This window comes from Kitasatospora sp. YST-16 (genome assembly GCF_026802215.1).
Classification (GTDB): domain Bacteria; phylum Actinomycetota; class Actinomycetes; order Streptomycetales; family Streptomycetaceae; genus Kitasatospora; species Kitasatospora cineracea.
This window is the reverse complement of sequence record NZ_CP113837.1, coordinates 3,949,826-3,962,198: the sequence shown is the minus strand read 5'-3', so window position 1 is coordinate 3,962,198 and position 12,373 is coordinate 3,949,826. Positions and strand designations below refer to the sequence as shown.

Genomic DNA, 12,373 nt, shown 5'->3' with positions numbered 1-12,373 from the left:
CGGCGAGAGTGCGTGCCAAGGGGGCACCTCCCAGCCCCCCTTGGGGCTGGGGGAGTCGCGACGGGCGAAGGTTGCCTGACGCGGCACTAGTGGCCGAGGGTGGTGCCGGGGGCGAAGGTGAAGCTCAGCCGGACGCCGTCCTGTTCCGGGGTCGCCTCGGCCAGCGAGAGGCCGGTCGGCAGGCCGGTCAGGCCGAACCGCTGGGGCTTCAGCAGGTCGCCGGCCAGGCCGCTCAACTTGGATGCGGCGCCGGTGAGTTGGAGACCGTCCACGACCACCTGGTTGCCCTCGCTGCGTAGCCTGCCCTCGACCGCGCCGCCCGGCACCTCGGCCTTCACCTTGCCCGGCCCGGCGTACGCCAGGGTGAGCCGGCCGCCGCCGACCATGAACTTCGACAGGTCCTGGTAGGCGATCACGCCCCGGCCGTCGCCGTGCCCGACCGTGACGCCCCGGTAGGAGTCGGTGAACTTCACGTCGGAGAGGTCGGCCCGGAAGGAGTGCATCGTCACCGTCTCCTTGCCGTCGGTCACGGTCATCCCGTCCGAGCTCATCGTCACCTTGTCCAGCTCGCCGGCCACCGCGCTGGTCAGGAACGGGAAGTCGTCGATGCTGACGTCCGGCTTGGTGGTCATCCAGCCGGAGGAGACGGCCGCGTCCGCCGCCTGGTCCTCCGCGACCCCGACGGCTATCCGGTCGGCGCCGACCAGCAGGCCGCCCACCACCCCGAGGCCGATCAGCAACTTCACCGAGCCGTGCATCGCACTCCCCCAGAGACGGTCGATCCGAGATCCGTTCGGAGGCGAACGGCATTCGGGCTACGGACATAGGACGATCGCACGCATGCCCCAGTTCCGGAACCGCACCCGGGGAAAACGGCGCTCAGCCTCCGGCGAACGGCGGCAGCACCTCGACCGTCCAGCCCTCGGACAGCAGCACCGCGGCGGGCTCCCGGCCGCCGGTCTGCTCGCCGTCCAGCAGGAACGAGCACACCTCCAGCAGCCGCAGCAGCTCCGGCCGGTCGGCGTGCGCGGCGCGCACCGCGGCCAGCGCCCCGGCGAGCGTCGCGGCCTCGACGGGCTCCTCGGCCCGGCCCGCCGCGGACTTGGCGGCGGCCCAGTAGCGGACGGTCCCGCTCACCCTCCCGGGTGATCCGGCGGCGGCGGGCTCCCCGGCGGTGGTGCGGGTTTCGGCGGTCGCGGTCACGGCAACCCCTCTCGACGGTCCTCGCCCGGTACGGCGGCCGGCCCGGTGCCGGCCGGCCCACCCGTGGAATCGGTGTACACGTACGGTGCGGCCGGTGCGGCCCCCATCATCGCCCGCGCCCCCCGTCCGGAGGCAAACACCCGAGGTCGCGCCGCCCCGCCGGAGTGACGAACCGCACGGCCCTAAGCCCCGCCCACCGCCGCGCGCCCCGCTCGCGCCTCTCCCCAGGCTCGGGCCGGTCGGCTATTCTCGAACCCGATGAGGGATCCGGGCAGAGTCGCCCCCGGGTCCTTTTGTGCTTTCAGGACGCCATACGGACGTTCTTGCGAACGGTGCCCCACCCGCACCCGACGCCGGAGCGCCCCCACCGCTCGACCGCACGACGTGGTGCGCCGACGGCGGGACAGACCGGAGGGTACGCCGATGGACGGGGCACCAGCGGGACGCCAGGGGTTGCGGGACCCCGGGCGCGCCACCGCCGCCCCGCCCGACGACGCCCCCGCCGGCCCTGTCGGCGCTCCCCCACCCTGTACCGCGGCCGGTGCTCTCCCCCGGCGGCCGCGACCGCGACGACCCGGAAAGGGGACTAACCGGGTATGAGTTCTCTGCTCCTGCTGACCAACGCCCTGCAACCCTCCGCCGAGGTGCTGCCCGCCCTCGGGCTGCTGCTGCACAGCGTCCGGGTGGCCCCCGCCGAGGGGTCCGCCCTGGTCGACACCCCGAGCGCCGACGTGATCCTGGTCGACGGCCGGCGCGACCTGCCGCAGATCCGCAGCCTGTGCCAGCTGCTGCGCTCCACCGGCATCGGCAGCCCGCTGATCCTGGTGGTCACCGAGGGCGGCCTGGCCGCCGTCACCGCCGAGTGGGGCATCGACGACGTGCTGCTCGACACCGCCGGACCGGCCGAGGTGGAGGCCCGGCTGCGGCTGGCCCTCGGCCGGCTGAACTCCGCCGCCGACGACAGCCCGATGGAGATCCGCAACGGCGACCTCTCGGTCGACGAGGCCACCTACTCCGCCAAGCTCAAGGGCCGGGTCCTCGACCTCACCTTCAAGGAGTTCGAGCTGCTCAAGTACCTGGCCCAGCACCCCGGCCGGGTCTTCACCCGGGCCCAGCTGCTCCAGGAGGTGTGGGGCTACGACTACTTCGGCGGCACCCGCACCGTGGACGTCCACGTCCGCCGGCTGCGGGCCAAACTCGGCGTCGAGAACGAGCAGTTGATCGGCACCGTGCGCAACGTCGGCTACCGCTTCGTGGTCCCCGAGCGCCCCGACAAGGCCCCCGAACGGGCCGAGCAGAGCCGCACCGGCGCGACCCGCGAACACTGACGGAGGGCCGGGCGGGCCGCACCGCGGAGACACTCGCCCGGCTTTGCCCGGATCGGTCCCGAAACCGCCGTCCCACCAGGTGTCACCCCGGGCCTGGGCGCCGCACCACCCGCGTAGACTCCCCCCGTGGCCAAGGTGACGCGCGACGACGTAGCCCGACTGGCTGGCACCTCGACCGCGGTCGTCAGCTATGTGATCAACAACGGTCCCCGGCCGGTCGCCCCGGCCACCAGGGAGAAGGTGCTCGCCGCGATCGAGCAGCTCGGGTACCGCCCGAACTCGGTCGCCCAGGCGATGGCCTCCCGGCGCACCAACCTGATCGGCATGGTCGTCCCCGACGCCCGGCAGCCGTTCTTCGCGGAGATGGCGCACGCCGTGGAACGCGCCGCCTCCGAGCGCGGCAAGCTCGTCCTGATCGGCAACTCCGACTACGTGGACGACCGCGAGGTGCACTACGTCCGGGCCTTCCTCGGCATGCGGGTCTCCGGCCTGATCCTGGTCAGCCAGGGCCCCTCGCAGCGCGCCGCCGAGGAGTTCGCCGCCATGGAGGGCGCCAAGGTGGTGCTGCTGCACCGCCGCCCCGAGGCGATCGACGACGTCGCCGTGGTCACCGACGACGTCGGCGGCTCCGAGCTGATCGTCCGGCACCTGCTGGAGGTGCACGGCCACCCGTACGTGGCCTGCTTCGGCGGGCCGGTGGAGTCGCCCGCCCCCGGCGACCCGGTGATCGACCACGTGGCCGGCTGGGAGCTCGCCATGACCGCGCACGGCCTGCCCACCGAGCCCCACCTGGTGGACGCCCCGTTCCACCGCTACGGCGCCTACCAGGTCGCGCTGGAGCTGCTCGGCTCCGACCGGCGGCCGCCCGCGATCTTCTGCTCCACCGACGACCAGGCCATCGGCGTGCTCCGGGCCGCCCAGGAGCTCGGCCTGCGCGTCCCCGAGGACCTCGCGGTGGCCGGCTTCGACGACATCCCCGAGGCCGCCTTCGCCTCCCCGCCGCTGACCACCGTCGCCTCCGACCGGGACGCGATGGCCCGGGCCGCCGTCGACCTGGTCCTCGACGACTCGCTGATGGTGCCCGGCAGCGACACCGAACGGGTCCGCAAGTTCCCGTCCCGGCTGGTCGTGCGGCGCTCCTGCGGCTGCGGCGGCGAACAGCCCTGACCTGCGGGTCCTCCCCCGGGCCGATCACCGGCCTGACCAGGCTTTATGAGAAGCTGACGCGCTTCTCGGGGAACCTGTAGCACGCTCTCATCCGGTCTTCATGAACCGGGCGGAACTTGGTCGTCATGAGCGACCAGCACCGCAGCACCCACGAGCCCCACCCCCAGGACGGCGGCGCGGGCTGGCTCCCGCCGCAGCCGCCCGCCGCCCCCGCGTACCCGCCGCACACCGGCACCCCGTACCGGGAAGCCGCCTACCCGGCCCTGCCGCCCGCCGCCGCGCCCGACCCGGCGCTGCTGCCCGCGACCTTCGCGCTCGCCGCCGAACCCGGCACCGGGGACGGCCCCGGGGCGGGCCCTCAGCCGCCCGCCGGGCACCGGGCCCGCCGCGGCCTGCTGCGCAGCCGGCTCGCCCTGGTCACCGCCGTCGCCGCGATCGCCGCCCTGGTCGGCGGCGTCACCGGCGGCGCCCTGGCCGGCGAGCGCACCGGCTCCGCCGGCGCGAGCAGCACCCTGGTCCGCCCGGTCTCCGCCAACGCCGACGGCAGCGCCGACGTCTCGGCGATCGCCGCCGCGGTCTCCCCCGCCGTCGTGCAGATCACCGTCAAGACCGGCAGCGGCACCGCCACCGGCACCGGCGTGGTGCTCACCGCCGACGGCCAGATCCTCACCAACTACCACGTCGTCTCCGGCGCGGTCGGCGGCGGCGGCCAGACCACCGTCACCTTCAAGGACGGCTCCACCGCGACCGCCACCGTCACCGGGACCGACAAGTCCCTCGACACCGCCGTCATCACCGCCTCCGGCGTCAGCGGCCTGACCACCGCCGTCCTCGGCGACTCCGACAGCACCGCCGTCGGCGACCCGGTGGTCGCCATCGGCAACCCCGAGGGCCTCACCGGCACCGTCACCTCCGGCATCATCTCCGCCAAGAACCGGCAGGTCTCCGTCCAGGTCGACGAGGGCACCACCAGCAACAACGGCGGCTTCGGCTTCCCCAACCTGCCCGGCCAGCGCGGTTCCTCCGGCTCCTCCGCCGGCAGCTCCTCCTCCGACACCGCCACCTACCAGGCCCTGCAGACCGACGCCGCGCTCAACCCCGGCAACTCCGGCGGACCGCTGATCAACACCGCCGGACAGGTCATCGGCCTCAACTCGGCGATGTACTCCGCCAGTGGCTCCAGCTCCACCGGCAGCTCCGACGCCGGCAGCGTCGGCCTCGGCTTCGCCATCCCGATCAACAGCGTCAAGCAGGTCCTGTCCCAGATGCAGGCCGGCAAGACCCTCTGACCGCCGGTGCCGACCGGCACCGCCGACCACCCCCCGATCCATCCCCCGATCCGTCCCCACCCGACGGACAATGGCCAGGACCGCACCGGACGCAGAAAGGGCCCCGAGCCGATGACTCCCCCCGCCGACGACCGCACCCCCACCGAGGCCCCGGGCGGCGGCGCCCGCGTCCTCGTCGTCGACGACGAGCCCGCGCTGCGCGACGCGCTGGAATCCAGCCTCGCCTTCGAGGGCTACCAGGTCACCACCGCCACCGACGGCTACGAGGCCCTGGCCGCCGTCGAACGCGACCGGCCCGACCTGGTGCTGCTCGACATCATGATGCCCCGGATGGACGGCCTCACCGCCGTCCGCCGGATGCGCTCCCGCGGCGACGCCGTCCCCGTCCTGATGCTCACCGCCCGCGACGCCGTCGGCGACCGCGTCACCGGCCTCGACGTCGGCGCCGACGACTACCTCGCCAAGCCCTTCGAACTCGACGAACTCCTCGCCCGGGTCCGCGCCCTGCTCCGCCGCAACGCGCTCGCCGCCGAAGCCGCCGCCCGCACCGCCGCCGACGAGGACGGCGGCGAGGTGCTGGCCTTCGCCGACCTGCGGATGAACACCGCCACCCGCGAAGTCACCCGCGACGGCACGCCCATCGAACTCACCCGCACCGAGTTCATGCTGCTGGAGATGTTCCTCTCCCACCCGCGCCAGGTGCTGACCCGCGAACAGATCCTCAAGGCCGTCTGGGGCTTCGACTTCGAGCCTTCCTCCAACTCCCTCGACGTCTACGTCATGTACCTGCGCCGCAAGACCGAGCAGCACGGCATGCCCCGGATCATCCAGACCGTCCGCGGCGTCGGCTACGCGCTGCGCGCCGCGACCGGCGCCGCGGCGTGAAACTGATCGGCCGGCTCACGGGGTGGTTCCGCGGCAAGTCGCTGCGGAGCAGGCTGGCCATGCTCACGGCTGCCGCGGTGGCGGTGGCGATCGCGGTGGTGTCGGTGGCCAGTTGGCTGCTGGTGCGCGAGAAGCTCTACCAGGAGGTGCACGACAGCCTGGACAAGGCGGTCCAGGAGGGCCCCGGCCTCAGCCGCAACCAGCTCCTGTACTGCGGCAAGACCCCCGCGGAGGCCCTGGCCGCGGTACCGTCGGCGCCCGCCGACGGCCACTTCGGCCCGCCGAAGTACGACTTCCAGGTCGTGACGTCCGACGGCACCGTGTGCTTCCCGATCGGCGCCAACAAGGCGGTCGAGGTGAAGTCGAGCGACCTGCCGCGCAACCTGCCGACCGGCACGCCGGACCACAAGAGCGCCAGTTACCGCGAGGGCAGCTACCTCAACGGCGACTCGGCGCTGGTCCGCCGCACCGCCACCAGCGTCCTGTCCGCCACCGGGGAGCAGCAGCCCGCGACGCTGCTGACCGCCCTGCCCACCAGCGGCGTGGAGGAGTCCCTCAAGAGCCTCGCGCTGCTGATCGCGTGCGTGGCCGGGCTCGGCGTGATCGGGGCCGGGGTGGCCGGGCGGATCGTCGCCCGCTCCGCGCTCAAGCCCGTCGACCAGCTCACCGACGTGGTCGAGCACATCGCCCGCACCGAGGAGGTCGGCACCACCATCCCCGTCAACGGGAAGGACGAGATCGCCCGGCTCTCCACCTCGTTCAACTCGATGTCGACCGCGCTCGCCAACTCGCGGGAGCGGCAGACCCGGCTGATCGCCGACGCCGGGCACGAGTTGCGCACGCCGCTGACTTCGCTCCGCACCAACGTGGACCTGTTGATCCGTTCGGACGCGCAGGGGCGGGCGCTGCCGGCCGAGACCCGGGCGCGGATGCTGGGGAACATGAAGGCGCAGATGCAGGAGTTGACCGTGCTGATCGGGGACCTGCTGCAGCTGTCCCGGCCGGACACGCCGAATCCGGAGGCGGTGCGGACGGTGGTGCCGTTCCACGAGACGGTGGGGCGGGCGCTGGAGCGGGGGCGGTTGCGCGGGCCGTCGCTGGTGTTCGAGACGGACGTGCGGCCCTGGTACGTGCACGGGGACCCGGCAGCGCTGGAGCGGGCGGTGATCAACCTGCTGGACAACGCGGTGAAGTACTCGCCGCCCGCCGGGACGATCGAAGTGTCGTTGCGGGAGGGGAGGTTGACGGTCCGGGACCACGGGCCGGGGATTCCGGCGGAGGAACTGCCGTACGTGTTCGACCGGTTCTGGCGTTCGCCGTCCTCGCGCCAGCTGCCGGGTTCGGGGCTGGGGCTGTCGATCGTGGCGCAGACCGTGCAGGACACCGGCGGGCAGGTCTCGCTGGGCCCGGCTCCGAACGGCGGCCCGGGGGCGCAGGCGGTGGTGCTGCTGCCGGGGCAGCCGTCCGAGCCGCGCTGAGACGCGCTGAGACGCGCTGAGACGTACTGAGACGCGCCGGGGGCGGGGCACCGGAGTGCCCCGCCCCCGTTGCTGCGGTGGTGTCAGCTGTTGTCCTGGCCGATGCCGATGACCTTGATCCGGTCGGCGGCGGGCGGCGCGATCGGGGCGCTCGCCGAGCTGTGGCTGGTCAGGTAGGCGTTGAACAGGTCCAGGTCGGAGGCGCCGACCAGCTTGTCGGTGCCGGCCGCGAAGGCCGGGAAGCCGTCGCCGCCGCCGGCCAGGAACTCGTTCGCGGCGACCCGGTAGGTCGCGGCCGGGTCGATCGGCGCGCCGTTCAGGCGGATCGAGTCGACGACCACGCGGGCCGCACCGGCCTTGTTCAGGTCGAGGGTGTAGCGCAGGTTGTTCGAGATCTGCAGGACCTTCGGGGACGCCTCGTTGGAGCCGGAGACCTGCTGCTGCAGGACCTGCACCAGCTGGGCGCCGGTCAGCGTCTTGACCTGCATCATGTTGGTGAACGGCTGGACGGCGAACGCCTCGCCGTAGGTCACCACGCCGTCGCCCTCGGCGCCGGTGGCCTTGTAGACCAGGTCGGCGCGGATGCCGCCGGGGTTCATGAACGCCACCTGCGCGCCGCCCTTGTCGGGCGCCGAGAGACCGGCCAGCTGGGCGTCGGCGATCAGGTCGCCGAGCGGCTTCTCCAGCGCGGTGGAGCCGCGGCCGTTGATGTCGGCGGTGATGTAGCCGGTGGCGCGGTTGGCGATCGGCGCGGCCAGCTTGCTGTACCGGTCGATCAGCGCGGTGAGGTCCGGCGCCTTCGGCACGTCGCGGCGGACGATGTGGTTGGCGGCGCTGACCGAGGGGCGGACGATGCTGCCGGTGCGCTTGTCCAGCTTGAGGTCGATCTCGGTGTACAGGCGGCCGAACGAGGCGGCGCTGGTGACCGAGCGGGGCACGCCGTTCGGGTCCGGGATCATGCAGGCGTACGAGTTGTGGGTGTGGCCGGTGACGATCGCCCCGACGGCCGGGTCGATCCTCTTGGCGATGTCCACGATCGGGCCGGAGATGCCCGCGCCGGCCGCGCCGCAGTCGTAGTTGTAGACGTTGCTGGCGGGCAGGCCGCCCTCGTGGATCAGCGCCACGATCGAGTTGACGCCCTGCTTCTTCAGCTCGGCGGCGTACTTGTTGATGGTGGTGACCTCGTTGCCGAACTTGAGGCCCTGCACGCCGGCGGCGGTGACGATGTTCGGGGTGCCCTCCAGGGTCACGCCGATGAAGCCGACCTTGACGCCGCGGACGTTCTTCACCCAGTACGGCTTGAGCAGCGTCCTGCCGGTCTTCTCGTTGGTGACGTTCGCCGCCAGGTACGGGAAGTCCGCGCCCTCGAAGGTGCGGCCCGCCTCGTAGCAGCCGTCGGTGGGGTGGCAGCCGCCGTTCTGCATCCGCAGCAGCTCGGCCGAGCCCTCGTCGAACTCGTGGTTGCCCACCGAGGTGACGTCGAGGCCGATCTCGTTCATCGCCTCGATGGTCGGCTCGTCGTGGAACAGGCCGGAGACCAGCGGGCTGGCGCCGATGACGTCGCCGGCCGCGACGGTGAGGCTGTTGGCGTGACCCTTGCGGGCGTCGCGCAGCGCGGTGGCCAGGTACTCGACACCGCCGGCGGGGGTGGCGACGGTCTTGCCGGTGGCCGGGTCGATCTCGTTGATCGTGCCCGAGGAGCCGGCCGGCGGCTCCAGGTTGCCGTGGAAGTCGTTGATGGCGAGGAGCTGCAGGTCCTCGTACTTGGGCTTGTCGTGGCCCCGGCCGTGGGCCTCGGCGGTGGCCGGGAGGGCCATCGTGCCGAAGAGGGCGGCGGCCGCGGCGACCGCGAGGGCGGTCGAGCGGCGGCCGGTGGAACCGGAAATGGGCATGGCTGTCCCCTGGACCGTCGGGGGCCGCGGCTGTGCGGCCTGGCGTTGTCTGGGTGCAGCCTAGGGTCAACGCGCGTAGCTGTCAGGAACCTGCGAGTAACGAGCTGGTATCCGCGGCCTGACGAAACGTCGGCCGACCCTTGGTCAGCCCCTGGGCCGGGCGCTCAGATCCGCGGCTGCGCCGCCAGCTGCTGGTCGGCCCGGTCCCGCTCGGCCACCGCGTCCTCGGTCATCGCGCGGTCGGTGTACACCAGCGGCTTCTCGGCCTCGGTGATGATGTGCTTGACCACCTGCACGTTGCCGTTGACGTCCCACACCGCGATGCCCGGCGACAGCGTCGGGATGATCTCCACCGCCCAGCGCGGCAGGCCCAGCACCCGGCCGGTGGCCCTGGCCTCCTCGGCCTTCTGCATGTAGATCGTCCGGGTCGAGGACATCTTCAGGATCGCCGACGCCTCCTTGGCCGCCGCCCCGTCCACCACGTCCGACAGGTGGTGCACCACCGCCACGAAGGACAGGCCCAGCCGGCGGCCGAACTTCAGCAGCCGCTGGAACAGCTGCGCCACAAACGGGCTGTTGATGATGTGCCAGGCCTCCTCCACCAGGAAGATCCGCTTCACCCGGTCCGGCCGCAGCCAGGTGTGCTCCAGCCACACCCCGACGATCGCCATCAGGATCGGCATGGCGATCGAGTTCCGGTCGATGTGCGACAGGTCGAAGACGATCAGCGGCGCGTCCAGGTCGATGCCCGCCGAGGTCGGGCCGTCGAACATGCCGCGCAGGTCGCCGTCGACCAGCCGGTCCAGCACCAGCGCCACGTCCAGGCCCCAGGACTGCACCTCGCCGACCTGCACGCCCAGCGACTCCACCGCCGACAGGTCGGGGCTGCGCAGCGTGTCGATGATGTCGTTCAGCACCGGCTGACGGTCCTTCACCGTCGCGGTCACGTACGCGTGCGCGGCCTTCAGCGCGAACCCGGCCCGCTCCTCCAGGCCGCGGCCCATCGCCACCTCGATGATGGTGCGCAGCAGCGACAGCTGGCCGGTGGTGGTGATCGCCGGGTCCAGCGGGTTCAGCTTCACCCCGCCGTCCAGGGCCGCCATCGGGTCCAGCCGGATGGACTTTATCCCCAGCGCGTTGGCGATCAGGTTCCACTCGCCGACGCCGTCCTCGCCCTGCGCGTCCAGCACCACCACCTGGCGGTCGCGGAACCTCAACTGCCGCAGCACGTACGTCTTCTCCAGCGCCGACTTGCCGTTGCCGGACTCCCCCAGCACCAGCCAGTGCGGGGCCGGCAGCTGTTGGCCGTACAGCTGGAACGGGTCGTAGACGTAGCCCTTGCCGCTGTACACCTCGCGGCCGATGATCACCCCGGAGTCGCCCAGGCCGGGCGCCGCCGTCGGCAGGTACACCGCCTGCGCCTGGCCGCTGGAGGTGCGCACCGGCAGCCGGGTGGTCTCCACCCGGCCGAACAGGGTGCTGGTGAAGGAATCGGTGAGCTTGCCGAGCATCTACGGGCCTCCGGGGGTCAGCGGCGTCAACGACGTCGGCGGCGTCAGCGGCGGATGCCGGTGGCGAACGGCAGGGTGTTGGCGAACGCCCGGTGGTGCTCGCGGTCGCACCACTCCAGCTTCAGGTAGCTCTTGCCCGCCGACGCCCGGATGGTGCGCTTGTCTCGGGCCAGCGCCTCCGGGCTGCGCGAGGACACCGTCAGGTACCCCACCAGGTTCACCCCGGCCGCGCCGGACGCCAGGTCGTCGCCGCGCTGGTCCACCCGGCCGGTGTGCGCCAGGTCGCGCGGGTCCACCGTGCGGTTCATCTTCGCCGCCCGGCTGGCCTCCGCCTCGTCGTTGGTCTTCTCGGTCAGCATCCGCTCGATCGCCACGTCGGTCGGCTCCAGGTCCATGGTCACCGCGACCGTCCGGATCACGTCCGGCGTGTGCACCAGCAGCGGCGCCAGGAAGTTCACCCCGACCGGCGTCAGCGGCCACTCCTTGATCCACGCGGTGGCGTGGCACCACGGCTCCCGGGTCGCCGCCTCGCGGGTCTTCGCCTGCAGGTACTGGGTGTGGGTGGCGTCCAGCTCGGCCGGCCAGGCGTTGCGCCGGCTCATCGCCTGGATGTGGTCGATCGGGTGGTCCGGGTCGTACATCGAGTGGATCAGCGACGCCAGCCGGGCCTGCCCCAGCGGCTGCCGCACCCGGATGTCCGCCTCCGCCAACCGGGCGCAGATGTCGGTCAGTTCACGCGCCATCACGGTCGCCAGGCCGTCATCCGACCGGTCCCGCCTCTCGCCCCGCCCGTACGCGGTGCGCCCCATCGCGTGCGCCTCGGCCGCCAGGTCCCGGGTGTAGTGCATGCACGCCACCAGGTACGCCCGGTGCTGCTCCGAGGAGGTCGACACCATCGACTGCAGCTGGTCGTAGCTCTCCTGCAGCCAGCGCGGCGCCGCGTGGTCGCCGCGCCGCTCCACGTCCTTGGCGTGCGCGTCCGGGTCGGCCGGCAGGGTGCGGGCCAGGATCTGCAGCCGGGTCACGAAGCCGTCGCCGTTGGCCACGTGCTTGAGCAGCGTGCCGAACCGGTCGACCAGCGCCTCCTGGTCCTCCGAGTCGCGCAGGCCCACGCCCGGGCCCTCGATCTCGATCGCCGCGGTCACCGTCCGCCGCTCCAGGTGCATCAGCACCGCGACCTCGTCCGGCCCGAACGGCGCGGTCAGCCAGCGCAGCCGCCCCACCCCCGGCGGCGGGCCGACCTCCACCTCGCGCCCGTCCAGCCGCGTCCCGGCCTCGTGCACGTCCGGCTTCCACACCGCCCGGCCGCTGCGCACCGTGCGCCGGAACGTCCGGTTGATCTCCACCCACTTGTAGAACGTCCGCCGCCGGTACGGCACGTACACCGCCATGATCGCCAGCAGCGGGAAGCCCACCAGGCCCGCGATCCGCAGCGGCAGCAGGCTCGGGATCAGCCCCCACACCATGCCCAGGCCGGCGCCGGCGATGATCAGCACGATCTCGCCGTTCTCCCGGTTGCGCCCGATCGGCGCGTTCGGCCGCGCCTTGCCGATCAGGTAACTGCGGCGCTGCTGGGCGTACTGGGTGCCGTACTGGCCGAACTGTTCGCTGCTCATCTCC

Annotated in this window: 10 protein-coding genes; 5 read left to right on the top strand and 5 right to left on the bottom strand. The window is 72.6% G+C overall.

What is annotated here, in order from left to right; translation table 11 throughout:
* Nucleotides 1–86: 86 nt before the first annotated feature.
* Nucleotides 87–758, bottom strand: coding sequence for an LmeA family phospholipid-binding protein (locus OU787_RS18210; protein ID WP_268660003.1), 672 nt, complete (start codon nucleotides 756–758; stop codon nucleotides 87–89).
* A 121-nt stretch (nucleotides 759–879) separates the two neighbouring features.
* Nucleotides 880–1,137: a MoaD/ThiS family protein gene (locus OU787_RS18205; RefSeq protein WP_030458172.1), complete on the bottom strand. Its 258-nt coding sequence runs from the start codon at nucleotides 1,135–1,137 to the stop codon at nucleotides 880–882.
* Between the two features lie 662 nt (nucleotides 1,138–1,799).
* Here OU787_RS18205 and OU787_RS18200 point away from each other — a divergent pair.
* From OU787_RS18200 to OU787_RS18180, 5 genes are all read left to right on the top strand, one after another.
* Nucleotides 1,800–2,531, top strand: a complete 732-nt coding sequence (locus OU787_RS18200; RefSeq protein ID WP_268660002.1) for a response regulator transcription factor — start codon at nucleotides 1,800–1,802, stop codon at nucleotides 2,529–2,531.
* Between the two features lie 126 nt (nucleotides 2,532–2,657).
* Nucleotides 2,658–3,698, top strand: coding sequence for a LacI family DNA-binding transcriptional regulator (locus OU787_RS18195; protein ID WP_268660001.1), 1,041 nt, complete (start codon nucleotides 2,658–2,660; stop codon nucleotides 3,696–3,698).
* Nucleotides 3,699–3,823: 125 nt separating this feature from the next.
* Entirely contained in the window at nucleotides 3,824–4,987 is a 1,164-nt protein-coding gene (locus OU787_RS18190) for a S1C family serine protease (protein ID WP_268660000.1), read from the top strand.
* A gap of 111 nt (nucleotides 4,988–5,098) precedes the next feature.
* Entirely contained in the window at nucleotides 5,099–5,872 is a 774-nt protein-coding gene (locus tag OU787_RS18185; RefSeq protein WP_030458176.1) for a response regulator transcription factor, read from the top strand.
* Nucleotides 5,869–7,350: a sensor histidine kinase gene (locus tag OU787_RS18180; RefSeq protein WP_268659999.1), complete on the top strand. Its 1,482-nt coding sequence runs from the start codon at nucleotides 5,869–5,871 to the stop codon at nucleotides 7,348–7,350. Before OU787_RS18185 ends, OU787_RS18180 begins: the two co-directional genes overlap by 4 nt.
* Before the next feature lie 83 nt (nucleotides 7,351–7,433).
* Here the strand turns inward: OU787_RS18180 and OU787_RS18175 are convergent, their stop codons facing one another.
* The 3 genes from OU787_RS18175 to OU787_RS18165 all read right to left on the bottom strand — a co-directional run bounded on the left by OU787_RS18175 (nucleotide 7,434) and on the right by OU787_RS18165 (nucleotide 12,369).
* A complete protein-coding gene (locus tag OU787_RS18175; protein ID WP_051816561.1) occupies nucleotides 7,434–9,242 on the bottom strand; it encodes a bifunctional metallophosphatase/5'-nucleotidase in 1,809 nt (602 codons plus the stop codon).
* A 164-nt stretch (nucleotides 9,243–9,406) separates the two neighbouring features.
* A complete protein-coding gene (locus OU787_RS18170; protein ID WP_030458179.1) occupies nucleotides 9,407–10,753 on the bottom strand; it encodes an ATP-binding protein in 1,347 nt (448 codons plus the stop codon).
* Between the two features lie 44 nt (nucleotides 10,754–10,797).
* Nucleotides 10,798–12,369, bottom strand: a complete 1,572-nt coding sequence (locus OU787_RS18165) for an SCO6880 family protein (RefSeq protein ID WP_030458180.1) — start codon at nucleotides 12,367–12,369, stop codon at nucleotides 10,798–10,800.
* Between the last annotated feature and the right edge of the window lie 4 nt (nucleotides 12,370–12,373).

Bases quoted from the DNA above. Each gene is read 5' to 3' on its own strand.
- OU787_RS18210 (WP_268660003.1), bottom strand. From the start codon at position 758: ATGCACGGCTCGGTGAAGTTGCTGATCGGCCTCGGGGTGGTGGGCGGC.
- OU787_RS18200 (WP_268660002.1), top strand. From the start codon at position 1,800: ATGAGTTCTCTGCTCCTGCTGACCAACGCCCTGCAACCCTCCGCCGAG.
- OU787_RS18190 (WP_268660000.1), top strand. From the start codon at position 3,824: ATGAGCGACCAGCACCGCAGCACCCACGAGCCCCACCCCCAGGACGGC.
- OU787_RS18185 (WP_030458176.1), top strand. From the start codon at position 5,099: ATGACTCCCCCCGCCGACGACCGCACCCCCACCGAGGCCCCGGGCGGC.
- OU787_RS18175 (WP_051816561.1), bottom strand. From the start codon at position 9,242: ATGCCCATTTCCGGTTCCACCGGCCGCCGCTCGACCGCCCTCGCGGTC.
- OU787_RS18170 (WP_030458179.1), bottom strand. From the start codon at position 10,753: ATGCTCGGCAAGCTCACCGATTCCTTCACCAGCACCCTGTTCGGCCGG.
- OU787_RS18165 (WP_030458180.1), bottom strand. From the start codon at position 12,369: ATGAGCAGCGAACAGTTCGGCCAGTACGGCACCCAGTACGCCCAGCAG.